The 23,908-nt window shown below is 36.6% G+C and carries 19 protein-coding genes and 1 pseudogene; 8 read left to right on the plus strand and 12 right to left on the minus strand.

Annotated elements, in window-relative coordinates:
• Nucleotides 1-10 precede the first annotated feature (10 nt).
• Together ftsH and EHQ31_RS17045 are read left to right on the plus strand one after the other, a co-directional pair.
• The gene (gene ftsH, locus EHQ31_RS17040; protein WP_135572295.1) at nucleotides 11-1,963 is read left to right on the plus strand and encodes an ATP-dependent zinc metalloprotease FtsH; all 1,953 of its coding nucleotides are present in this window, start codon (nucleotides 11-13) and stop codon (nucleotides 1,961-1,963) included.
• 8 nt (nucleotides 1,964-1,971) lie between these two features.
• Nucleotides 1,972-2,430 carry an EVE domain-containing protein gene (locus tag EHQ31_RS17045; RefSeq protein WP_135572297.1) on the plus strand — a complete coding sequence of 153 codons (459 nt, stop codon included), beginning with the start codon at nucleotides 1,972-1,974 and terminating at the stop codon, nucleotides 2,428-2,430.
• 86 nt (nucleotides 2,431-2,516) lie between these two features.
• Here EHQ31_RS17045 and EHQ31_RS17050 read toward each other — a convergent pair whose 3' ends face one another.
• From EHQ31_RS17050 to EHQ31_RS17070, 5 genes are all read right to left on the minus strand, one after another.
• A complete protein-coding gene (locus tag EHQ31_RS17050; RefSeq protein WP_135572299.1) occupies nucleotides 2,517-2,912 on the minus strand; it encodes a response regulator in 396 nt (131 codons plus the stop codon).
• On the minus strand, nucleotides 2,899-4,554 hold the full coding sequence (locus tag EHQ31_RS17055) for a PAS domain-containing sensor histidine kinase (RefSeq protein ID WP_244247450.1): 1,656 nt from the start codon (nucleotides 4,552-4,554) through the stop codon (nucleotides 2,899-2,901). The genes EHQ31_RS17050 and EHQ31_RS17055 overlap by 14 nt, the downstream gene beginning before the upstream one ends.
• A gap of 496 nt (nucleotides 4,555-5,050) precedes the next feature.
• Nucleotides 5,051-5,893, minus strand: a complete 843-nt coding sequence (locus EHQ31_RS17060; protein WP_135572303.1) for a CAP domain-containing protein — start codon at nucleotides 5,891-5,893, stop codon at nucleotides 5,051-5,053.
• An 8-nt stretch (nucleotides 5,894-5,901) separates the two neighbouring features.
• Nucleotides 5,902-6,474: a hypothetical protein gene (locus EHQ31_RS17065; protein ID WP_208652793.1), complete on the minus strand. Its 573-nt coding sequence runs from the start codon at nucleotides 6,472-6,474 to the stop codon at nucleotides 5,902-5,904.
• Between the two features lie 48 nt (nucleotides 6,475-6,522).
• Nucleotides 6,523-7,908, minus strand: coding sequence for an SLC13 family permease (locus tag EHQ31_RS17070; protein WP_135572307.1), 1,386 nt, complete (start codon nucleotides 7,906-7,908; stop codon nucleotides 6,523-6,525).
• Between the two features lie 107 nt (nucleotides 7,909-8,015).
• Here EHQ31_RS17070 and EHQ31_RS17075 point away from each other — a divergent pair, with 107 nt between their 5' ends.
• Nucleotides 8,016-10,436, plus strand: coding sequence for a 1-acyl-sn-glycerol-3-phosphate acyltransferase (locus tag EHQ31_RS17075; RefSeq protein ID WP_135572309.1), 2,421 nt, complete (start codon nucleotides 8,016-8,018; stop codon nucleotides 10,434-10,436).
• 42 nt (nucleotides 10,437-10,478) lie between these two features.
• Here EHQ31_RS17075 and EHQ31_RS17080 read toward each other — a convergent pair whose 3' ends face one another.
• From EHQ31_RS17080 to EHQ31_RS17095, 4 genes and pseudogenes are all read right to left on the minus strand, one after another.
• Nucleotides 10,479-10,958, minus strand: coding sequence for a DUF4442 domain-containing protein (locus tag EHQ31_RS17080; protein WP_135572311.1), 480 nt, complete (start codon nucleotides 10,956-10,958; stop codon nucleotides 10,479-10,481).
• Nucleotides 10,958-11,851 (minus strand): DMT family transporter, encoded by an 894-nt coding sequence (locus EHQ31_RS17085; RefSeq protein WP_135572313.1) that lies wholly within the window; start codon nucleotides 11,849-11,851, stop codon nucleotides 10,958-10,960. The genes EHQ31_RS17080 and EHQ31_RS17085 overlap by 1 nt, the downstream gene beginning before the upstream one ends.
• The gene (locus EHQ31_RS17090) at nucleotides 11,848-12,756 is read right to left on the minus strand and encodes an AEC family transporter (RefSeq protein WP_135572315.1); all 909 of its coding nucleotides are present in this window, start codon (nucleotides 12,754-12,756) and stop codon (nucleotides 11,848-11,850) included. The genes EHQ31_RS17085 and EHQ31_RS17090 overlap by 4 nt, the downstream gene beginning before the upstream one ends.
• Before the next feature lie 86 nt (nucleotides 12,757-12,842).
• Nucleotides 12,843-14,477 (minus strand): annotated as a pseudogene (locus tag EHQ31_RS17095) (acyl-CoA dehydrogenase family protein); the annotation flags it as partial.
• Between the two features lie 81 nt (nucleotides 14,478-14,558).
• On the opposite strand from EHQ31_RS17095, the gene EHQ31_RS17100 reads away from it, so the two are divergent.
• Nucleotides 14,559-15,431, plus strand: a complete 873-nt coding sequence (locus EHQ31_RS17100; RefSeq protein ID WP_135572319.1) for a molecular chaperone DnaJ — start codon at nucleotides 14,559-14,561, stop codon at nucleotides 15,429-15,431.
• Nucleotides 15,432-15,479: 48 nt separating this feature from the next.
• On the opposite strand, the gene EHQ31_RS17105 is transcribed toward EHQ31_RS17100, so the two are convergent.
• The 3 genes from EHQ31_RS17105 to EHQ31_RS17115 form a co-directional block, all read right to left on the minus strand.
• Entirely contained in the window at nucleotides 15,480-16,025 is a 546-nt protein-coding gene (locus EHQ31_RS17105) for a YceI family protein (RefSeq protein ID WP_135572321.1), read from the minus strand.
• 32 nt (nucleotides 16,026-16,057) lie between these two features.
• Nucleotides 16,058-16,786 (minus strand): hypothetical protein, encoded by a 729-nt coding sequence (locus tag EHQ31_RS17110; protein ID WP_244247452.1) that lies wholly within the window; start codon nucleotides 16,784-16,786, stop codon nucleotides 16,058-16,060.
• Nucleotides 16,787-16,950: 164 nt separating this feature from the next.
• Nucleotides 16,951-17,688, minus strand: coding sequence for a SanA/YdcF family protein (locus EHQ31_RS17115; protein WP_135572323.1), 738 nt, complete (start codon nucleotides 17,686-17,688; stop codon nucleotides 16,951-16,953).
• On the opposite strand from EHQ31_RS17115, the gene EHQ31_RS17120 reads away from it, so the two are divergent.
• From EHQ31_RS17120 to EHQ31_RS17135, 4 genes are all read left to right on the plus strand, one after another.
• On the plus strand, nucleotides 17,687-18,700 hold the full coding sequence (locus EHQ31_RS17120) for a M23 family metallopeptidase (RefSeq protein ID WP_135572325.1): 1,014 nt from the start codon (nucleotides 17,687-17,689) through the stop codon (nucleotides 18,698-18,700). The two genes, EHQ31_RS17115 and EHQ31_RS17120, sit on opposite strands and share 2 nt — an antisense overlap.
• Nucleotides 18,701-20,707: an NAD-dependent DNA ligase LigA gene (gene ligA / locus EHQ31_RS17125; RefSeq protein ID WP_135572327.1), complete on the plus strand. Its 2,007-nt coding sequence runs from the start codon at nucleotides 18,701-18,703 to the stop codon at nucleotides 20,705-20,707.
• Between the two features lie 2,393 nt (nucleotides 20,708-23,100).
• Complete coding sequence (locus EHQ31_RS17130) at nucleotides 23,101-23,445, plus strand: ArsR/SmtB family transcription factor (protein WP_135572331.1); 345 nt, start codon at nucleotides 23,101-23,103, stop codon at nucleotides 23,443-23,445.
• Nucleotides 23,432-23,905, plus strand: a complete 474-nt coding sequence (locus EHQ31_RS17135; protein ID WP_135572333.1) for an SRPBCC family protein — start codon at nucleotides 23,432-23,434, stop codon at nucleotides 23,903-23,905. Before EHQ31_RS17130 ends, EHQ31_RS17135 begins: the two co-directional genes overlap by 14 nt.
• Nucleotides 23,906-23,908 lie beyond the last annotated feature (3 nt).

Raw genomic sequence — 23,908 nt, forward strand, 5'->3', positions numbered from 1 at the left:
AAGTCTTTACATGAATAAAAACATCAAAACCGTATTTCTATTTTTACTCGTATTCCTTGTCATTTTGGCAACGGTTTATAAAGGTCAGGACTTCGCCGGTAAACCCGACGAAATCAGCTATTCCGATTTTTTAAATATGGTAGAACCCATCGAAGGGAAAAAGCCAATTGGGAAAATTACCTCCAAAGACGGAAAAGAATCTTCCGCAAAACAACAAATCATCATTGATCGCGAGCTCATTGAAGGTTGGTACATTCCTGAAAATAGTAAGGATAACAAACCAAAACTCTTCAAAACCAACGTAGCACAAGTGAACGATGATTTGGTGACAAAACTTCGTAAGTCACGTCTTAGTTTTACTGCGAAATCTACAGAAGAAAATAAATTTTGGAGTGTTGTCTCTGGAATCATTCCTTGGTTATTCGCTCTTGGGATCATTTGGTTCATTATGATGCGACAACTCCAAGCATCGGGCAACAAAGCATTTACCTTTGGTAAATCTCGTGCCAAGATGAATGTGGATCCAAAAGTTAAAGTTACTTTTAACGATGTCGCAGGATGTGAAGAAGCAAAAGTTGAACTTCTCGAAATCATCGAATTCTTAAAAGATCCAAAAAAATTCCAAGCCATTGGTGCAAGAATTCCTAAGGGAGTTCTACTTGTGGGTCCTCCAGGAACTGGTAAAACCTTACTGGCAAAAGCAGTTGCTGGTGAAGCCGGTGTTCCTTTCTTCTCTATTTCAGGATCTGACTTTGTCGAAATGTTTGTGGGTGTGGGAGCTTCTCGTGTCCGTGATCTTTTTGACCAAGGAAAAAAGAATGCTCCTTGTATCATCTTTATCGATGAGATCGATGCTGTGGGTCGCCTCCGTGGCGCGGGACTCGGTGGTGGACATGACGAAAGAGAACAAACCCTCAATCAGATGTTAGTCGAGATGGACGGATTTGAAATGAACGAAGGTGTGATTGTCATGGCGGCTACAAACCGTGCCGATGTCCTTGACCCAGCCCTCCTACGTCCAGGTCGTTTTGACAGACAAGTGATTGTGGATCTTCCAGACCTAAAGGGTCGTGAAGAAATTTTAGCAGTTCATGCTAAAAAAGTTCCACTTGTATCTGATATATCTCTTAACTCCATTGCACGCGGAACTCCTGGTTTTACTGGTGCTGATCTAGCTAACCTTATTAATGAAGCAGCTCTCCTTGCCGCACGACGTAACAAAAAACGTGTGACCCAAGAAGAACTCGAAGAAGCACGTGATAAGGTCATGATGGGACCTGAACGTAAGTCTATGTTTATCTCAGACAAAGAGAAAGAAATGACAGCTTACCATGAAGCAGGTCACGCACTCCTTGGCACCTTACTGCCGTATACCGAACCAGTTCATAAGGTAACCATTATCCCACGCGGACGTGCACTTGGTCTTACTCAATCTCTTCCTGTGGAAGATAGACATTCGTATCGAAAAAACTATTGTTTGGATCGAATTGTAATGTCAATGGGTGGATACATCGCCGAAGAACTGATCTTTGGTGACCCATCCAATGGTTCTTCCAATGACATCCAACAAGCTACCAACATCGCTCGTCGTATGGTTTGTGAATGGGGAATGTCAGAAAAACTCGGTACCATCCATTACGGTTCAGGGGAAACTTCTCCATTTATGGGAAGAGACTATGGACATACTAGCAAACCATACTCGGAAGAATTTGCGGCTATGATTGACCAAGAAGTGAAACGAATCATCCAAACTTGTCTCGATAAAGGTCGTGATTTGGTGAAAAAGAACCAAAAGAAATTGGATGCCATTGCAAAGGCACTTCTTGCCAAAGAAACCATCGATGCACAAGAACTAACTGATATCGTCCAACCTTCTTTCGATAAGTTTGCTGATTCCAAATCAGGAATCGGATCTAAAAAAGGAAAAGGGGCTTCGGCAACAAAACCAGCTTATTCTGCATAAACAAATAGATGAAGTATTGGCTCTTTAAAACAGAACCAGATGTATTCTCCATCGACGACCTAATAAGAGAAAAACTCTCTTATTGGGAAGGTGTTAGAAATTACCAAGCACGTAATTATCTTCGTGACGAAGTGAAGTTAGGTGACTTGGTTTTGTTTTATCATAGTAGACTCGATCCACCGGGAATTGTAGGGATTGCGGAAGTAGCAAAGGAAGCAAGTCCCGACCCTTACCAATTTGATCCGAACCATAAATACTTTGATCCTAAATTAAAAGGAACAGAACCGAGATGGTTTGGAGTGCACCTAAAACCCCATACAAAGTTTAAAGAATTGATACCTTTGGATACTCTTCGTAACACAAAGGGCCTTGAAAAAATGGTGGTGACTCAAAAAGGATCAAGGTTATCGATCCAACCAGTAACAAAGAAAGAATTTGATATTGTTGTCAAAATGGCTTCGAAGTAAGTATAACCTTTCAACCGATTAAAAGGAAAAAAACCATTCCTTGCGGTCACTATAACCATTAACTTCCGATTGAATCCAGATAAACTTTAATTCATTTCATAAATGATTTCTTTTAGTTTGTCTATGGTAATTGGTTTAATAATATAGTTTCCTCGTAAATTATACTTTTCTGCTCTTTTTAAATCATCTTCGTTCGAGGAACTTGAAACTATATATATTGTTATTTTTTGATTTACCGGAATTAAAATAAATTCATCTAAAAATTGCCAACCATCCCAAACAGGCATATTCAAATCTAATAATATAAGTTCTGGTAAACTTTCTTTTAAGGATATTCGAGAAGTAAGCATCTCATAAGCTTCTTTTCCATTTTTACATTCCAACGTTTGATTCACGAGTCCAGAATGTGAAATGACTTGTTTTGTCAGATAAAGATGTAGTGGATCATCTTCTACAACACAGGCTAAATTAATTTTGTTCATATGGTAAAAGTACAGTAAATTTTGTACCTACTCCTACATTACTTTCAACCTCTATTTTTCCACCCATCGTTTCTACTTGGTTTTTTGAAATGAATAAACCTACACCTCTTGCTTCTTTGTTTTCATGAAATGTTTTGTACATCCCAAACAATTTATCACCATGTTTCTTTAAATCAATTCCCTGACCATTGTCCTCGAATCGAATGGCTATCATCTTATCTTTTACTATACTTGTTATTCTTAAAAAGCTATTCCGTTCGTATGATTTATACTTCAATGCATTGGTAATTAAATTTAGCACTATGCTATCTAAATAAGCAGGAATCCCTCGGACTAACAATTGATTTGGAAGATCGATTTCTATTTTTAACTTAGAATCCAAAATTTGTAAGGTTAAACTTTCGACATTTTTTTGAATTATTTTAACAATATCAACATATTCATAATTTTCTTGGGTTAGATTTACTTTAATGACTGCGGTAAGGTCTTCTATTGTTCGTTTTAAGTTTTCAGTGGCTCCAAATAATAACTGCATCATTTCGTTCTGGAAATATTCGGGGAAGGAATTTTGTAAAATTTCCATCATTCCACTAATTCCAAAACTATGTGAACTTAAATTATGTGATACTATGTTCGTGAAATTTTTTAAACGATGGTTTTGTTCATTAGTAATGTCTAATAAGGACTGAATTTCTGCTTCTGCTTTTTTCTGCTCAGAAATATCAACTGCGATACCAAGGTAACCTGTGATTTGATCATTCTGTTTTATAACAGTAACTGACAATAAAACTGGAAACGTTGAACCATCTTTTCTTTTGTATGTCCATTCTAAGGTAATTGGTTTTTCTATTTTTGCATTATAAATGAATAATTCAAATCCTTCAAAACTTCGATTGTGTTCTTTTGAAAGTATTTTTGCTTTTTCCTCGGTCTCACTATTAACGTGTAAAATTATTGGGGTATATTTTCCTACTAGTTCCTCAGAACTATAACCCAACATGATTTCAGCTCCCCGATTAAAGCCGTTAATGATTCCTTCTTTATCTGTACTAATTATCGAAACAAGGGTACTAGCATCTAAAATTGCCTGGTTCTTAGCTAATGCTTGCTTTAGCTCTCTTTCAACTAACTTCTGCTCTGTTATGTCTATGATTTGAGAAATAAAATATAAAACTTTTCCATCTTCATTTTTTACCATAGAAACAGCCAAAATTGCGTACACAATGTTCCCATTTTTCCGAAAATAACGTTTTTCCATTTGGTAAAATTTTCGTTTATCTGCGACTAGTTCTTCAAGGTAGGTCAAATCTGCATTTAAGTCTTCTGGATGAGTGATATCTTGAAACGTCAGGTTCATAAATTCGGATTCGGAATATCCTAAAATATCACAAACCCTTTTATTAACTTTCAGCCATTTACCTTTTTCATCCAGTAGCGCCATTCCAATGGCTGCATTATCAAAATTTTCTCGAAACGCATCTTCACTAATCCTAAGAGCTTTTTCTATCTTTTTGATTTCATTTATTGCTTGTTCTGTCCCAAAAACAGATAAAGGAGTTTCAAAATCTGTAGGTCCAATTAAAATTAATTCATTGGATTGTAAAAGCTCTGGTTCCGTTTTTTCTTTGAGTAAAGATTCCACTCTATTAGTTAGATCGTGAAGAATTTCATATTGTTTGGCGTTACTTTGTTTAGGTTTGTCATCTAAAACAGAAATGAAACCCTTTAGAGAACCTTCCTCATCAAAGAAGGGAATCCCTATAAAAAATGCTAAATCAAATTCTAAAATAAATGGGGAAAATGGTTTTGTATCTTGATTTAAAGAGAAATCCTTTATCTCAACTATTTCTGTTGATGATCCTAGAACTTGTGAAGAGAAAGAGACAAAATCAAGAGTATGTTTCTTAGGAATTCCGTAACTGGCGTTGGTATTAATTCCATTTTTGTCAAAAGACGCAATCAGAGAATATTTCGTTTCGAATAACTGTGCTGCAAGTTTTGCTAAAAAATCATATTCGCTTATACCCAAAAATACATCTTCCTTAAATCAAACTCACAAAATGGGAGATTCCATTTTCTAACCTAATGAAATTCCCATATTTGTATGTTCATTTCTGTGCTATTATAAGCGAAGAATATTAAGGTTTCGCTGTAAACACTTGAACTGCTTTTACTTTGTCTATATCATAAAATTTTTTATCTTTATAGAAGAAAGTTCCAGCTCCCATATAAGTAAATTCTGGATTAAGGATATTCTTTCTATGACTTGGTGAATTGAACCAAGTTTCTACGACTGATTTCGCTAAACTTAAATAAGTGTGATTTGGAATTGGATTACCTGCTTTTGTATAACTAAAAAATGGGCCCCCATTCTGAGTTGGAGTAAAAACAGCACGTCCACCTTGGTATTGAATTCCAAAGGAACTAATGATGTTTTCAGCCGAATAGGTATCTGAAAGTCCTACTAAATCCAAACGATCTCGCAAAGTTTCTTTTCCATTTACTGTACTAGTATGGGAAAAAAAATCATACGTGACCATATCTTGCGCATGTCCAAATGCAGCCTGTTCACATTTTTCAGAATACTTAAATGGACGAAGGCCAAGTGATCTTCTTTCTTTCGAAGTTACGTAGAAAATTGCAGCATTTAATAATGGATAATCAACTTTTGAAAAATCAATATTTGCGTTTACTGGTGCGTAAGAAGGAAATGTATCTTCAGTAAATGCATCGTATTGTTCTACTTTCCATTTGTCTGAATCTGGAAGTTCCCTTCCATCTTCGATACTTTCTAAAAATGCTAAATTAGGATCTTGTGCTTCTACAACTTTTTCGACTGGTTCCGGTTTTTTTACTTCAACAACAGGAGTTTTTTTTACTTCAGGTGTTTTACAGACAAAAGTAAATATACTTATAACGATAAACAGAGGTAACAATTTCCATTGAATACTTGTTAATTTTTGATTAAATAAAAAGTCCATAAAGTCTCCTATAAGTAACGATTGTAGTCTTGAACTACATTGTGAATTAGATTTTTTTCTTTGTTAAATTGAATTGTTTTCGCTTCTTTAATTCCAGTTTCCCAAATAAACATAAAAGGAACTCCAAATAATGTGGAATGTTTTTGCCTGTATTTCTCACGACCAATCAGCCTATCGTTAAGATAAAAATCTGCATGTAAGACTCTTTCTTTGGAATATATAGAAGGCAAAAGACCAGCAGTACCTAACATAAACAAGGTGGAAATGGAAGATATCCAAAAATGTTCGTACTCATTCACCTCACTGGTATACAAATCAATGTGGTGGTTCGCTCTAACTCCATCAGATAAAACTCGGCCAAAATTCCCGGTTTCCATTAAATATTTAGTATAAATGTTTGTGATTTCTCGTTTGGTTTTATCGTTTTCTGGAGTGGAAACCTTGATGGTAAGAATGGCAATGGGTTGTTTGAACTCCGGCCTTGTGATGATTGGAACATCTTCACTCATATAATTATAACAAGAGAAAAGAAAAAGTAGTACAAATACGGAGAAAAATCTAAGAGACCGAATACTTCGCATAATTCGAAAGTAGAGTAGTGGGAGTTAGAAAGAGGAAAAGTCTTTTTTTTAAAACTTAGAAAAATCGACAATCCCCAAGATATGTAACATAAACCCGCCAATAGACACAAATAAGGTCCAAGCAATTACTGAAATGGTGCCTCCTACCTTCAGCATCTCCATACTTCTGATTCCGCCATAACTAAATGCCAAAGCATTTGGTGGCGTGGAAACAGGAAGTGGCATGGCAAGAGATGCCCCGATGGTTGCACCAATGGCTGCCGGTAAAATGAGATGCGTGGGTAATCCCATAGTGATAGGTAAAATTAAATTGGCGACACTTGTGTTACTTAAAAAACAAGAAAGTCCCAGTGAAAGTAAGGAAAAAAATAAAAATAAACCTAATTGGCCAGATTCACCTAACATAAAAACTTCGACAAAATGTTTTGCAAGTCCTGTTTCTTCAAATGCCTTTCCAAGTGCAATCCCCCCTCCCATAAGGATTAATACGTCCCACGAAAGGTTTCGAAATTCTTTTAAGTCCAAAAGACGGAATCCAAAAAAAACAATCACAGGGAATAAAGCGACTGTTCCGTTTGAAATTCCATGCCAATCAGAAGTAATCCAACCCAGAATCGTAATCGATATAATCCCCAATGCTATGGACCTATCTCGTTTAGAGAGAGAATCATTAACAGCCGCGACTTGAATGGAAGAAACCGAATTCCTAGATTGATCCTTTTTTAAGTACACAATGTACAAAAGTATAGCAAGTGCGAAAACGGAAAGGATGAATACAGGAAAGGCAAATCCCATCCAATTTAAAAATCCAAATTCTAATCCTCTTTCTTGTAAATAACCAATCCCAATTACATTGGGAAGGGTTCCCACTGGTGTCCCGATTCCTCCCAAATTGGCAGAGAATGGAACCATAAAAAGAAGTGATTTTCTTAAAGGATTGTTTTCTTCTAATGATTTCATCATAGATGAAACAAGGCCAAGCATCATGGCTGCTGTGGCAGTATTGTTCATAAAACAGGATAAAAACGCTGTAGCAAAGCCTATGGAGAGAACAAGGAAAAAGGCTGATCCCTTTGTTTTTTGAATCACAAACCTGGCAATCGTAGAATCTAAACCATAAAATGTGATTGCTGAAGAAATCACAAATCCACCTAAGAAAAGTAAAATGGTCTCTGAAAAATAACAAGAGAGAAAAGTAATCGTTTTTGGAGCACCGGGGCCCCAGGAAGGAAGCATCCAAACAAGTTCCAAAAATAGAACCAAAAAACCCGTGACATAGAGTGGGAAAAGTTCTGTCACCCAAAGAAAAGAAACAAGGAGAGCAATGGCCAAGTTGATCTCTTGAGGTCTTGTGAGACCAAGCCAATTCTGGTACCAACCGAATAGGGCCGGAATTATGGTTAGACTTGAAAATAGAATACCGACTCGAATCATTGTGACTTGACGATTTACACTCTCCTGATACCTTTTCGATAGACTCGAATCGTTTCAAGCAAACAAAAAAAGTGAAATTTTCCTTCGATTCGTATTGTTAATTTTTTATGCAAATAACCTATAACGACTTAAATCAAGCAGTCCTTGGAAGCGGCCCAATGGGTATCATTATCGCTTCCGTTCTGGCACAGAAATTTGATCCTATCACTCTTTGGATTCCGGATAAAGAATTAGTAGAGGTTCTAAAGAAACGTCGCCAAACAGAAATTATGGGGAAGACAATTGATCTTCCTGACCATATCGAGATTGTTTCCAGTTTGGATTCTTTTGGACGAGATGATTGGGTTTTCCATATTGCCGTACCTTCCCGATCATTTTTGGACAGTGTGCATGCCCTATTAGAAGTTTTAGAACCAAACAACAGTTATGTTTTTTCCTTCTTAACCAAAGGAATTTTGGATTCTAAAAATAGAAAAAAAACTGGCTTCATTACGTATTCGCAATATTTACAAAATTATTTAAAAGAAAGAAATTTTTCGAATTCATCAGTGGCTGTAGTCAATGGCCCATCCCTACTCGGGGAAATTTTGGATGAAAAATTTAGTTTTTTTAATATTGGATCTTACGAAAAAGAAACCTCTGAATTTCTTGCTGAAGTCCTCTCTTCAAATTTTATCAATACATCAGTTACCGATGATGTTGTAGGTATGGAAATTGTTGGTGTTGCAAAAAATCCAATGGCCATTGCGAGTGGGATTGTTTCTCTTCTTCCTCGTTATGGTTCAAATTTATTGGGAGAAATTCTATCTGTAGGGTTTCAAGAAGTAAGAGACCTTGCTATGCGTTATGGTGCAAGACCAGATACGGTGATGGGAAGATCTGGACTTGCGGATTTTATCACAACTGCAACTAGTAATAAAAGTAGAAACCGTGGATTTGGACAAAAAATTGTCGGTGAACTTTTGTCAGGTGGAGAAAAATTAAGTATCAAAGATAGAATTGAGATTTTCTTTGCACCCAGATCGTTTATCGAACGAGAATCAACTAAGTGGCATGATAACGTTGAAGGAACTTATGCACTTAGCATTCTCATTGAACTTGCCAATGAAATTCGTCTACCGTTTACTTTACACCGAACTTTATTTGATGTTCTCACGAGAAAACAACCTCCAGATGCACTCGTTGATTTGATTTGCGGTAAAAAAACAGAATCAAAAAACATTCCGCTTGTGGTTCAAAAAAAAGTAGGACTCAACTTAACCTCAGGTATCGATTTTCAAAATTTACTTGTCGATAGAATTATAAAACACATCAGCAACGTTCCAGGTACTGTTGGTCGTGTAAAAAAACAATCTTCTGCCGTCATTGAATCTACGCAAAAAAGACTTACCAAAGCCATACGCAAAAAACAAAAGTTAGATGAGGTTAAATTTGCCTCAGAACTCGAAATTTGGCAACGGTTCCAAAATTGCCAAAAAGACGAAGAAAACACCTTGGTAAAGGAACTCGTTAGATTCTATGTCACAGAAATTGCAGATAATTATAGTCCAACGGTTAGGGAATCTGTTCTCAGGTTTGTGGCTCCCATTCGGCTTTTTTCTGGTGGTTTTCTAAAAGGTTCAATGATACCGCATGTTGGCGGGAAAACAGAAGTGGTAAAGGCACTTTCTTCAAAATATAATTTACTCTATGCTCCCACACATAGGTCTCACTTAGATTCAGTAGAAGTAGCTTATTCTTTATTTCACTTAGGATTACCTGTTCCTCGTTATGCGGCAGGTATCAATTTGATGTCTAATCCTTTTTGGGAATGGATGTTAAAATCACTTGGTGCTTATGCTGTGGACCGCGAACGAACACGAAACAGTTTGTATTTGGAATGTCTAACTCTCTATTCACAAGTGATGTTAGAACAAGGAATTCCATCTCTCGTATACCCTGAAGGAACACGTTCGAGGACAGGAGGGATTGTTCCTGTCAAAACGGGTTTACTCACAACTGCTGTAAATGCATTCCGCAGTTCAGGAACTGAGATAGTCATCGTACCAATTTCTGTATCCTATGAAACTGTTCCGGAAGATAATCAGTTTTGTAATGTTCCAGAAGAGTTGGGTATGGCAGGTTTTCTTGCGAAACGTTCCAATGTATATGTCGAGTTTTGTGATCCTATTCCTATCTCTGAATATGCACATACGGAAGATCCAACATTAGAACTTAGTTACCGCATCACCAAAGGTTGGAAACAGTATCATAAAATTTTACCAAATCAAATTGTGGCAAAAATTTTGGTAGAGAATGATTTTTCAGTCGAAATATCACAAAGTAAAATGTTAGTCGAAGATTTTATTTCCCGCCATAATGGGAATTATCTAATCAAAGATGCAGAAGAAGTTTGGGAAAAAGGTAAAAAGATTTTGGAAAAACGTAAGATGATTGAGGAATCCAATCGAGTCGTACATTCCAAAAATGATGCATTACTTACTTATTATGCGAGTATGATTCCTGAAGATGAAGACAAAAAATACTAAACAGGAAAATACTTTAAATTAGAAAGATTTTTCTTTTACTATTTATCCATTTTGAACGGGGAGTTTTCCCCGTTTGCGAATATAAACAGTCTTCTCTAATTTTGCAATCACCTCTCCTGCTACGTTCTTTACATCAGTAGTAAAAAGATAATCTCCTTTTTTCTTAACTTCGATTTCCTCTTTGATCCTTTGAATCTCTGAATCAGGTATTCGAAATTCGGCGATCACCTTACCCATACCTGGTTTAACAAAGATCATATTTCCAGCTTTGTCCCAAACAATATAATCAGGCCCTAATCTTTCTAAAAGAATTAACATAAAAAAAGGATCACACATGGAATATAAGGAACCACCAAAATGAACTCCCACATAATTCTTGTTATAAAACCTTAAATTCATTTCTGATCGAAAATAGGAAAAGTCAGAAGCAATTTCTTTAATACGAATCCCTGCTCCCACATAAGGCGGGTAAAAGTTATATAACCAAATTTTGAATCTTTTTTTCCAAGATGTATTTTTCATTAAAGATTTGGTTCCTTTCTCTTTTGTTTCGAATTGATTAAATACACTGCCAGGATGGCTAAGGCTCCACCGATGATTACTGGAATTTGTATCACTTCATTCAAAATCAAATAACTACTCAAATAGGCAGAGAGAGGGACAATAAAGATAAAACTACTCGCAATTTCAGAACCAAGTCGAGTAGCTGCATAAAAATAAACAGTGGTTCCAAAGGTAGTTGAGATCACAGTTAAATAAAAGATGGAAGCCCAGAAGGGAAACCCTTCGTCCCATACTTTCCAAAAACTTGGATCGTTAAAACAAAATAAAAATTCAATGATAGAACCCACAGCATAAACGTAAAAACTATACGTCACCGGTGACATTGATTTTCCAGTAGATTGGCTATTCAGAGAAAGTGTTGCCCAAACAAAAGAACATAATAAAAAGAATAAGTTTCCGGATAACAATAAATAATCGATACTTATCTTCCATACTTGTAAGATAACAAGCCCACCAATAAATCCGAAAAATAATCCAATTACTTGACGTTTCGAAATTCGTTTCTTTTGTACTAACACAACAATGAAAAAAGTAACAATAGGGTTGAGAGTAGTAACAAGGACTCCTCCTGCGCCTGGAAGTCCATTTTTTAAACCCATAAAAAAGAACTGGTTGTAAAAGGTATAAATGATACCGCCAACAAGAACATTCCAATAATCCTTTCCTGTTTTGAGTTTAAAGGGAATTTTCATCACAACAAGGAGAGGAATCACAGAAAGAAAAGTGGCAAGAAATCGCCAAAATACCAACACAGAAACAGGAACCGTTCCTGCGATCATTTTACCGATGGGCCAAGAGATACCCCAAGAGACCATTGCAAGAATCAGTAAGAGTAAAAATTTTAGATTCAAATGTAGTTTCCTTTCAACAAAAAGTTGAGAACATATGTGGTGCCAAAGGAAATAGGGATTCCAATTCCCAACATAAGGCTTGCTAAATGGGGAGAAATATTTTTTTCAATTGTGATCACTGTAGAAGTGACCATTGGAGCCATTGCCGATTCCAAAACAATGGTTTGGAAAAGCAAAGAATCCTCTTTTAATGGAGAATAAATCCAATACACAATGATTGGTGCAAGGATGAGTTTAAACCCAAGTCCTAAAGCCAATACCTTACCATGACCTGCAATGGTCCGCATATCCAACATAAAACCTACGGAAACCAAAGCCAGAGGCGTCAAAGTGTCACCTAACCGAAGTAAAACAAGCTTAAACGCATCTGGATAAGAAAATTGCCTGGTGAGAATAGCAAAAAACAAAGCATAGATAGGAGCAAATCCTAATACTCTTTTCACAAGAGTGATTAAGTCCCATTTTCCATCCATAGCAATCGAAGCCAAAATGATTCCAGGAAAACTGAGAACCATAAAGGTTCCCAATTGGTCTGCTAAAATTCCGTAACCTAAAGATTCTTTACCTAAATATGTTTCGAGTAATGGAAAACCCACAAAGGATGTATTTCCAAGGCCTGCAGTTAACACCAAACAGACGGCAGTATGGAACTTTAAAAACTTTAGTTTGTACAATCCAAGAAAAAATACAGTAGCAAATCCGAAGACCACCCAAGGCATAGAAGAAGGCAGTAGAGAAGTAACATCTACTTTTAATTCATGGACATGGTACAAAACAAGAGAAGGTAAAGAAATAAATAGGATAAACCCGTTTAAAACCTTGGGAGTGGATTCAGGAAACTGAGGTAATCTTCGAAAAAATAACCCCAGTCCAAAACATATTCCTAAAAGTAAAAAATTTTCCATACTGATTAAAAAGAAATAAAAGTCTCAATGGCTTTGGGATCAAAGAAGACACCATCTTTTTGTCTCGGAGCTTCCAACCCATCTCTTACCATCTCTGCATAACCATTGACAAAATATAAATACTTTGTCTGTAACTTGTTTGCGATGTCGTAAACTGCTTGTTCTAAAAACTCAGCTAGTAAAAAAACTTGATAGGTTACATCAGAGATATAAATGCGATTCATATCTTTCCAATCTTTTGACTCGTTTTTAATACAATTTTCTAATTCCTTACGTTTGGTTTGGAATACTTCGAATGCATTCTTAAGTTCTGGATGGTTCAAAGCAGACTTTGTTAATTCATCTAACAAAGATTGGAACGCAGTATAAACCTTTGGTTTTTGTAAAGCATGCAAACAATGATCTGTAATGATAAGATGGGTTCCTTCCCAAGTTTCATTGATGATGGAATCATTATGCAAACGAGGTAGAGGAGAAAAATCTCCAATGATTCCATTTCCTCCTAAAGTTAATATTGCTTTTTGTGTGATATAACTTGCTTGGGAAGATGATTTATATTTCATCAAAGGAACTGTGATCTCGGCTGCATCATGATCTTTTTCTGCTAAACTGACGGAGCGAAAATTCGCAAAACAATTGCCAGTTTGTAGAATTTGCATTTCTGCCAATGTCTTTGCAAAAGAAGGAAACTCTAAAATCTTTTTTCCGTATGCTGTTCTAAACTTTGCATATTCAGATGCTTCCATCACTGACCTTCTTGCGTTTCCACTAGACCCAAGACCTACGTGCAAACGAGAAGTTTTGATGATGTAACGAATCAGGTTCACAAGCCCATGACCTGGGCGACCAAACTCTTCGGCTTCTACCTTGTCATAAATTATTTCTACAGTGAGTTTTCCGCGAGATCCTATGATATCTTTTTTCCGTAGGATATGGTGGCCATTCAGTTCCCCGTTTTCTTTAATCCTGGGAACAAGAAACATACCAACTGTGTTGGTTCCTTCCATCTTTGCCGTTGTGACCCAAAGGTCTCCTGGGTTGGAACAAAACCATTTTTCACCGGTTAACTCCCATTTGCCGTTAGGAAGTTTTTTGGCAATGGTTCTATTGGCGGAAACATTACTTCCACCTACTCTTTCTGTAACATATTGTCCTGCCATAAAATGAGAAGGACTTCCCTTTCCTGCAACAAGTGGAAGATATTTTTTCTTTTGTTCTTCTGTTCCTATTTTTTTGAGTGCTAATATGATTCCATCAGTCATAGCTAAGGGACAAGCCACACCACCTTCCCCGTTCATATTCATTAAATAAGTTAGCGCATAGCGATGAATATGCGGGAATTCATATTTCCAATCAGGATGGAAGTCTAAATTGACGACTCCATGATCATAAGAAATTTTTCGCGCCAATTTTTGTTCTTCTGAATATTTTATAAAATCGATTCTTTTTCCCGTTCTGTCGAACTTAACAACCTCGCCATATTTTCCTTCTTTATGGCACTCTTCTGTAAGTTCATCCAAAACCCCACCCACAAGTTCGCCGTATTTTCGAATATGTTCTTCCATTGTTTTTTTATGGTCTGGGGTAAAATTCTCTGTGTATCGGTGAACCATTCGTTGTAAGGCGGGATCCATATCATAAAAGTTCTTTCCTCGAACTCCCTTGTATTCGGAAATATCGAATGGCTGCAAAGATGGATGTTCTGAAATATGGTGGTTCATTCTTCCAGTTCAAAAAAAGGAATAGGATTCACTAGCAAAAAAGTCGCCCCGGTTTGAAATTGGTTCTAGAGTCGATTCTGTATGGTTCAAAGAGTAGAAGCAAAAAAATCCAAACAAATTTTGCATGATGTGATCTTCGAGTTGCAGAACGTTTCTGAGTCCATGTTGTGGTTTTTGTCCTACGACCGCCTTTCTGAACTTTTAGAAATCAGAAAGGAAGAATGCCTTCGCAAAGTATACCAATTCAAATCCGCAAAACCTCAAATGACTCTATCAGGCGGATTCCACGAAGTAGACGGAGACCTCCTTATCGATTTTCTCTCATGGAGTTTGGAATTGGATGAAGTGGCAGAAGAATTTCTGAAAGGGGGAATTTTTTTTAGTGAACGTCCGTTATATGAACTTCGTGAATCCTATAAAACTCTCATTCAAAAAACAATTGCCAATCATAAATTAGATAAGGAACTATTATTACTTTTAACCGCAGCTACTGTCGATTATGATGATGCCGTAGATTCCTACCTGATGGATAAATTTGAAATCGATTTTTTTGTCAGACGTTCTATCCATCAATTTTTAGAAAAATTCGAAATCCATCCTGAATATGGAGCCGAAGAATTTTTATACGAATATTTAAAAAGTCTAATCCCCACAAAAATTCTTAACTTTCGAGACATCACTCGTGAATTTAGAGATAGAACCTATTACGAGTTATATGGCAGATTCAGAGAAACAAAAAAGAAAAAGAAGAAAGTTGCAAAAACGGTTTCTACCGAACTCAAGGATCTATTGGCTTTTTTTGATTTAGAACCTGGTGCTTCCATTACCGATGTTAAAAAGAAATTCAAAGAACTCTTAAAAAAATATCACCCCGATATCAATAAAAAAGGAGAAGAGATGACCAAACGAATCATATTAAAATACAATCGATTGGTGGAACTGATAGGAAATTAAAGATAATATAACTGAGATTAAGAATAATAACACCTATCTATCTTCCAATCATTTCAACCCAATCTCAAACTGATATTTAACACGAATCTCATCTTTTGCCTTCATAAAAAGTAAAGATGGATTTTCTAATTCATATTCGGAAAATTTAACCAAAACAAATCCTTCTACCTGAATGGATTTGGAGTTCTCCTCTTTTAACATAGCATCTGAAACAAAATCTTTAGTATTACCGTGAATGGTTAATTTACCTTTCACTATGTAAGTTTGTTCCTTTCCTGGTTGCACTGATTCAATTTTTACAATGATATTTGGCGTATCAGGATATCCCAAAATTTCCTGAATATGGGAGTCTCGATTTGCATCACCAGATGAAATCTTCAATAGAGGGATTTTGATTTCAAAAGGAGATTTTAAACTATACTCTTTTCCCGAAATTTGGATGTTAGGTTGGTCCATTTGAATTTCATTACAAACACCCGTTACATTTTTTGTAGTATGTTCTACATAAAATTCAATTTTCTTTTTTGTCACTTCCGCTGCAAAAATATTGATTCCGAAGAATAATACCGCAATACAAATTAATAACTTTTTCATAGAACTTAATCTTTCCTTAACTAAACTTTACTTCAAAATGTAATGACAAGTAATGCAATCGACATAGCACCAAATCCGGTCCAACCCACTTGCTCCATTTGGTGAGCTGCTCTAGGACCTTCTTTTTCAATACGTGCACCTAACCCTGGTAACAAAAGCATGGATGCTAAATGTATGGGGATCATAGCTTTATGAGCAAAAATAGGACTGTAAATTTTGGGTCCATCATCTTCATTCTCTGATTCAGATTCGATTTTAGAGGGAGAAAAAAAAGCAAGGCTCGCTGTAATGGCATACATTCCAAAAGTAGCCATCGCTAAATTTTTATGCATGGCAGCGGAGTGTTTAGTTTCCCATTCCTCATTTGCCTTTAATGCTAAATACAATCCTGCGTTGTTTGTTGGATCCTTTAAAAGAAAATAATCGGCTGCAATGCTATGTCGGTTTAAGGGACTCATCGCAACCAAATACATTGGATCATTCACTGCATACTGTGGATTAGTGAGTAAAAGAGTTTGTGCAAACTGATCTGATTTTCTATATAAAGTTTCAGATGCTTTATCGCCTTCTAAGTTTGTGGCAAGCCAAAGTGCTAATGTGGTTAACCCGGCCAATTGGTGCCATTCCAAGAGATTTCTTCTTTTTTTCAGTGATTCTTTGGTGACCTGGTGTTTGTTGTTTTGTTGTGGGAAGGGAATCGATTGAGCGTTTACTATAGAAAAGGAAAGAAAAACAAGAAACAAAACAATTTGTTTTTTCATATGAAATAGGATAACTCAAAAAATATCAATGTAAATAGATGATCCAATTTTTTTGATCATAAAATATAGCAGAAAAATTTATAAATTGTCTCGATTAAAAACGTCGAACCCTAAAAAAATACTTCTACCAGTCAGAACCTTAGAATGAATCAAAATGGATAACGTTACTTAGGTGAAGAAATGGGTATGGATCCTTTCCAGGTAGAAATGCCACTTCCTTGGATAGGATAGGGTTTACCTAAATATTTTGGCGGAGTGTCCCACTGGATGTCCCACCATGCAAGGATTCTTGCTGAAAACTCGCGAAATGAATAATAAGTTTCTTTTTTATAAGTTCTTAAATTACATTCATAACCGTATAACTCTAATTCTAACTCTTTACCCAAATAAATGGCTCTGGGTAAAAAGAAAGATTGGCTCACAAAAATCGCATTCTTTACGAGAAAAACTTCTTTAGCACGTATCAAAGTATCAAGAGTTCGAAAACCTGCATGGTCCACAAAAATATCATCAGGTTTTACTTTATGGTTTAACATATACTCCAACATAGGTCGAAGTTCGTTGTAATCTGATTTTCCGTTGTCGCCAGAAAGTAAGATTTTTTTGACTCGACCTGAGTTATATAAATTCAATCCGCAAGCAAGTCTATCCATCAGGATGGGTGAGGGAGTTTTTCCATAAACAGCGGCACCAGGAACAATGGCCACTTCGGCTTCAGGAATTTCCATCGGTTGGTCCGAATGGATTGAGGTTTGGTAAATATACCAAAACCGCAAATTCGTTGCCAATGCGACAAAAACCAGAATTCCCAAAATCAAAGCAAACCCAAGAAATAGGGATTTCCACTTGACCCTTGAGAGGAATTGGAGCGTCTTATTTATGTAGGTCGCACGGTTCGTCATGAAGAAAAAAATTAAAGAGATTACGTCTGTTTTTTCACAGGACAATCCGAAAATCAAGAAACAGATTGATAAGGTGAAAGAAAAAGGTCACCAACGGATGACCATTCTTGTCATTCCTCACGGATACGATAGTTCTTTCCACTTTCAAATTTCTCATTTTACCATTCTATTTTTTTTGGCTTTGACTGTCGGACTCCTGAGTCTTGCTATTTTCGGAATCTTTCGTTCCAGTAACACCCAAACTCAAATCAACCAACTCTCCAAAATTTACGGAACTTATTTCGATACATACATTGCCCATGCCAACCAATTGGAAGAGATGAAAGAAGAGTATTCTAAACTGAATGAAAACATGTTAGAACTTTTTACATTGATTGATGGACAAGATGACGAACTTTTAAAAATTCCCACTGAAGATTGGATCGAAACATCAGCAGCGGAATCTCTTCAAAAGGAAGAAAAAGAAGACAAACAATTAGATGTAGGTCGTAAATATTTAAGCGAAATTTATGATTTCAGGCAACTAAAACATCGGATGGATAATTACCAACGTTTGGTGGAAGCCAATTACCAATTTTTATTCCAACGTTCAGACATTTTATCCCGCACTCCGCTCTTTAACCCAATGTATTCTTATAATTTAACCTCTCCCTTTGGTATGAGAAAATCACCTACCACTGGTTATTGGGAATACCACGACGGTTTAGATATGGCAAATGCCACAGGTACTCCCATATATGCTTCTGCTCCTGGACGTGTAGTGCGAGTTACCTACTCCAATGTAGGATATGGACATCATGTCATCATCCAACATGACTTCGGCTTTAGTACGTTATATGGTCACTGTTCAAGAATCTATGTAAGATCAGGTCAAGAAGTGAAAGCTGGTGAACAAATTGCCGAAGTCGGTGCTACTGGAAATGTGACAGGTCCACATTTACATTATGAAATATTCATATCCGAAGAAGGAAAAACAGATCCAGAACAATATATGCAAGCAGGAGTTTACTGATTGCCTAAGAAAGAAAATCCTGCCAAACGAGTTGCGGAACTTCGCAAAGAGATTCAAAAACACAATGATCTCTATTATAAAAAAAATACTCCTAAAATATCAGACAAAGAGTTTGATCTTTTAGTTAAAGAGTTACAATCTCTTGAAAAAGCTAACCCCGATTTGGTGGTTGAATCCTCGCCAACTTTACAAGTAGGATCTGACCTCTCTCCACAATTTAGCAAATTTAAACACAAAGTCCCTGTTTTATCTTTAGAAAACACCTACAACGAAACCGAACTTTCCGAATGGTTGGAGAAAACTGGCCTCGACGAATTTTATTCCCTTGAATGGAAAATTGACGGCGCCTCCATCTTGTTATATTATGAAAATGGAAAACTCACTCATTGTGTGACAAGGGGTTCCGGTGGAATCGGAGATATTGTTACCGAAAACGTCAAAACCATCGAATCCATTCCACAATCACTTTCTGAACCTTTAAACCTTTCGGTCCGCGGGGAAATTTTTATGACCTTCGCCGATTTTGAAGAATTCAATGAAGAATATGGCGGTAAGTTTGCCAACCCAAGGAACTTGGCTGCAGGTTCTATCAAACAAAAAGACCCACTTGAAGTCGCCAAACGCCCGTTAAGAATCTACGTATATGATGTATATTTTTCTTCCTCCAGAAAAGGAATTAACAAACATAAAGACATCATCACTTTATTAAAAAAAGAAAAGTTTCCATTGGCTCCTGATTCCACAATCATCAAAGGAAAAAATCTAATCCAAGAGATTGAATCATTCAAAAAGAAAAAAGACAAAATGCCATTTCCTGTGGATGGCCTTGTCATCAAACTAGATGACCTCAACTTACGTGAGAGTTTAGGGGAAACAAGCCAATCCCCGCGTTGGGCCCGGGCTTTCAAGTTCGATGCCTTACTTAAAGAAACCACGATTGAAGAAATCGATTTTGCCATTGGTAGAACAGGAAAAATCACACCTCGTGCTAAAGTCACACCCATCTCACTTGCAGGTACAACAGTCACTTACGCCACCTTACATAACCAAGTCTATATTGACCAACTGGGTGCTGGAATCGGTGCAAAAGTATTAATCTCCAAACGTGGCGAAATCATTCCTGCAGTGGAAAAAGTAACCGTCCCTCCAAAATCAGTTTTTGTATTACCGAAAGAATGTCCCGCATGTAAAACCAAACTAACAAAGGTAGACGATTCCGTTGATTTTTTCTGCACCAATCGCAATTGCCCAGAACGCAAACTAAACCAACTCATATTCTTTTGTTCCAAAAAACAAATGAATATCGAAGGACTCGGCGAAAGACAAATCCAAATTTTCTTTGAAAAAGGTTGGGTCAAAGACATTCCAGATTTATACACATTAAATAAATACAAAGACACAATACTTGAGTTAGATGGATTTGGTGAAAAGTCAGTAAAAATAATTTTTGATGCGATCGAAAAATCGAAAGAAAAAGATTTCAGATTCACTTTACCTTCGATTGGCTTAAACGAAGTTGGACCCAAAGTCACCGAAATTCTTATTGAAAACGGATATGATTCATGGGAGAAACTTCTCACTTTAGCAAAATCCAAAACTGCAAATGAAGAACTAACATCAATTCACGGCATTGGCCCACGCACGATCGATGCATTACTCACTCACTTAAAAGATAAAGAAACCTTAAAACTTGTAAGCACTCTCATCAAACTTGGCCTTAAATTCCAAGCCGACGAAACCGAAAAAAGCGACTTACAACCATTTGTTGGTCAAAGTTGGTGTGTGACAGGAAGTTTCGAAAACTTCCAACCTCGCGATGTAGCAATGGATCTCATCACAAAACACGGCGGCAAAAAAGTATCCGGTGTCTCTTCCAAAACCACTCACCTTCTCTACGGCCCTGGTGCAGGCTCCAAACTGGAAAAAGCAACCGAACTCGGCGTGACTTTGGTATCAGAATCGGATTTTTTAAAATTTTTGAAAAAAGAAGGGATCACCTGGCCATAAAAGGATTCCTATTTTGACTCGCGAGCTTGTGTCATCCATAGTTAGACATTCGTGATGACCGCTGCACTTGGTTAAGAAGAAAACTTTTTCTTTATTAGTTGGGCGCCTCGAATCCGTTAGTCGATCGATATTTTTTTCTAAAATCGACCGCGCTATCCGCTCCAATCTTTCACTTCGCGAAAGGATTTCCGCTTCTATCGCTGGCGCGAAGGATTATCGGTGAAAACAATCATTAGTTGGGAAATGTTTAGCTAAGATTGAAAGAACTAATTAGAATCAAGATTGATTCTGATCATAAGTCCCAATTTGGCATTGATACGAACTACTTGTAAAGGTGGGGAAAATGTGAGATTTATGCGAACTACATATAAACACCGGAAATATTTCGGCTATACGAATTTCGTTTAACGCACGCAGGCGAGTTGGTTAACTTTATTGCAATTAAACGCCGCCCAACAACCCCCTGATAACACCCATCCCCTCACCAAATCTCCACAAACCGCGAGATGGAAACTGCCACTTGGAATCAACTCCCGTGTTAGGTGGTCTCTACCACAACTACTTTTGGAAGAAAAGCGATTAAGAATGACAATTCTCTTTTATGCTTTGGTTTTCTACTATTGTTTGCTAGCTTTTGATTCAATAATTTCTTCTATAAAAGAGAAGCATTCCTTATATCCTCGCTACCAACGAAACACTCATTTTTGGAATAAAGTCTTTGCTAATAACAAGAAATCGATGTCTTCCATTTGTTTTTTGTCTGAAGGATCGTTCCTGTTTGCAACTAACGTCTAACTTGACGACCATTTTGTTCGCTATTATAGTTTTGGCGAGGCTCAGTAAATTCTACTTCATTTTTATCGTAGCAATTTCACGACCATCATTATCAAAATATGAATAGATAATTACAATGCCATTGTCACTAAAATTTTTCAAATCACTATTTGTTGAAATTTTCTTTCTTATTGTGAGTTCCATAAGATTAATCCACTTTTTTAATTTCGAACGGATCACCGGAAATCATTGTATAATTATAAATTAGCTCTAAATTTGTAGTGGAAGTTGCATAATCTATGCGAGTGGATTCGTCTAACAGCATTGGCACTTTTGCATTGATGTTATCTACCGCAAAGTCTAAGATTTTTATAGGTGTTTCTAATCTTCCAATTTGGAGATTGTTGAAAGTTTTGTTCAGTAAAATTAAAGACACGCCAAATTAAAAAACTAAAAAAAGAATCAATAAGATAGTTTTTGATTTACCAAAAGCCATGTATCCTCCTTCGGACAGATTCTATAATTTCAACCTGCATTGTCCAGATAAATGGTAATATATATATATAGCCAAAGGCAATAAAAATACGGATAATCCCTCTTATTGAAGTTATGGAAAAAAATTGCAAAAAAGTTGTCCCTTGAGTCAGAAAATAAGAATATATTATGCTTGGTGATATCACGTAACTTAATATAACCAACTGAAACAAAAAAATCACCATCCAATACTTGAAAAAAGGATCAATTTGCATTCTAAAATGGTCGAAGGAAAAATCTTTTCTCTTTTTCCGATAATGTTCAAAAACTACTAAAAGTAAATTCAATGCTTCCGTTTCCTGAAATATGAACGAAGAATGTAATATTTTATTGCTTTTTACAAGACATATTTAGATTGCAAGCTCCAGTATTTTTTGGAGAAGAACTTGAACCGTTATTAATCAGCTGACAGGTAGTTTCTGTTGTCGCTGCGCTCGTTAGTCCAGAGATCCTCAGAACATGAATTTTTGGACCAATGCCTTTGTTAGTAACTAGTAATCGATGACTTCCGTTTGCAACTAACGTCTAACTTGACGACCATTTTGTTCGCTATTATAGTTTTGGCGAGGCTCTAGTCAATCGCAATGTTCTAAATCCAAACTATCATCATCAATAGATTTGTTTACTTTTTTTCGATAATATTTTAGGTCACATCCAGCACCTGGCCAAAAATCACCAGAGTCATCCAATACTTTGATATTATGAAATCCTTCAATTGCTGGATTTTCACTAATATAATATTCGGCTCACAACCCTTTTGCACGTGTTATCCGAATGACAAATAGCCGCACCCCCCTATTTCTTTGCGAAATATCCGAATGGCCATTAGTCGCGCACTCCCAACCTGCCGACTATTACTCATTCGCATATTTATTTCTTAACCTACTGCTAAATCCCATTTCCTCCTTCCCTTCATCTACTCAATGCATCAGGTAATAATCTAGACCCAAATTGCACTTAAATGTGACATAATTTCTGTCTTAGCCCTGTCCATATCGCAAATTTCATTCATTATTACAAATACCCTTTTCCATTTTCCAATTTATCATTGACATGCAGGTAGTTACCTGCATAATTTCCTTTGTATGCCAAAGGAAGTTGAGAGTGCAGATCATGTTTTTAAGGCAATGGCAGACCCAAATCGCAGAAAGGTTTTGGATCTTTTATATGCCAACAATGGCCAAACACTTTCGTCACTCTGTGAACAACTTGACATGCAAAGGCAATCGGCAACCCAACACATAGAAATTCTTATCAAAGCAAACCTGGTAACAGTTGTTTGGAAGGGTCGAGAAAAACTTCACTTCATCAACCCAGTACCAATTTACGAAGTTTATGCACGTTGGGTTAGAAAATTTGAACAAAACCGCTTAGGTTTTTTACACGATTTAAAAACACAAATTGAAGGAGACAATCATGGAACAACATAACTTTGTTTATGTGACATTTATTCTTAGTACACCCGAGAAGGTTTGGAATGCGATCACTGATCCAGATATTACTTGTAAATATTGGTCGGATCCTTTGTCAAAAAATCCTGCTCATGTCAACATATCCGAATGGAAAGTTGGTTCAAAATGGGAACATGTATACATGGATGACGATAGAACTGTTGACCTCGTTGGTAAAGTTTTGGAAGTCAATCCTCCACATAAGTTAATCCTGACTTGGTCAAGACCAAATGAAATCAACGATGAATCCAAACACTCTCGTGTTACATTTGATATTGAAGCTTATTCCGAAGGTCTTGTCCGTTTGGCTGTGACTCACGAAGAATTGGATGCACAAATGTGGAAAGGGATTTCTTCCGGATGGCCTAGTGTACTCTCTAATCTAAAAACATTTTTGGAATCCGGTCTCCCCTTGGCAGGACATATCCCAAAATCATAGTAT

The sequence above is a fragment of the Leptospira montravelensis genome (assembly GCF_004770045.1).
GTDB lineage: Bacteria > Spirochaetota > Leptospiria > Leptospirales > Leptospiraceae > Leptospira_A > Leptospira_A montravelensis.

Bases quoted from the DNA above. Each gene is read 5' to 3' on its own strand.
- EHQ31_RS17100 (WP_135572319.1), top strand. From the start codon at position 14,559: ATGGTTCAAAGAGTAGAAGCAAAAAAATCCAAACAAATTTTGCATGAT.
- EHQ31_RS17105 (WP_135572321.1), bottom strand. From the start codon at position 16,025: ATGAAAAAGTTATTAATTTGTATTGCGGTATTATTCTTCGGAATCAAT.
- EHQ31_RS17130 (WP_135572331.1), top strand. From the start codon at position 23,101: ATGCCAAAGGAAGTTGAGAGTGCAGATCATGTTTTTAAGGCAATGGCA.
- ftsH (WP_135572295.1), top strand. From the start codon at position 11: ATGAATAAAAACATCAAAACCGTATTTCTATTTTTACTCGTATTCCTT.
- EHQ31_RS17115 (WP_135572323.1), bottom strand. From the start codon at position 17,688: ATGACGAACCGTGCGACCTACATAAATAAGACGCTCCAATTCCTCTCA.
- EHQ31_RS17090 (WP_135572315.1), bottom strand. From the start codon at position 12,756: ATGGAAAATTTTTTACTTTTAGGAATATGTTTTGGACTGGGGTTATTT.
- EHQ31_RS17065 (WP_208652793.1), bottom strand. From the start codon at position 6,474: ATGCGAAGTATTCGGTCTCTTAGATTTTTCTCCGTATTTGTACTACTT.
- EHQ31_RS17045 (WP_135572297.1), top strand. From the start codon at position 1,972: ATGAAGTATTGGCTCTTTAAAACAGAACCAGATGTATTCTCCATCGAC.
- EHQ31_RS17075 (WP_135572309.1), top strand. From the start codon at position 8,016: ATGCAAATAACCTATAACGACTTAAATCAAGCAGTCCTTGGAAGCGGC.
- EHQ31_RS17070 (WP_135572307.1), bottom strand. From the start codon at position 7,908: ATGATTCGAGTCGGTATTCTATTTTCAAGTCTAACCATAATTCCGGCC.
- EHQ31_RS17050 (WP_135572299.1), bottom strand. From the start codon at position 2,912: ATGAACAAAATTAATTTAGCCTGTGTTGTAGAAGATGATCCACTACAT.
- EHQ31_RS17110 (WP_244247452.1), bottom strand. From the start codon at position 16,786: ATGAAAAAACAAATTGTTTTGTTTCTTGTTTTTCTTTCCTTTTCTATA.
- EHQ31_RS17135 (WP_135572333.1), top strand. From the start codon at position 23,432: ATGGAACAACATAACTTTGTTTATGTGACATTTATTCTTAGTACACCC.
- EHQ31_RS17060 (WP_135572303.1), bottom strand. From the start codon at position 5,893: ATGGACTTTTTATTTAATCAAAAATTAACAAGTATTCAATGGAAATTG.
- EHQ31_RS17120 (WP_135572325.1), top strand. From the start codon at position 17,687: ATGAAGAAAAAAATTAAAGAGATTACGTCTGTTTTTTCACAGGACAAT.
- EHQ31_RS17080 (WP_135572311.1), bottom strand. From the start codon at position 10,958: ATGAAAAATACATCTTGGAAAAAAAGATTCAAAATTTGGTTATATAAC.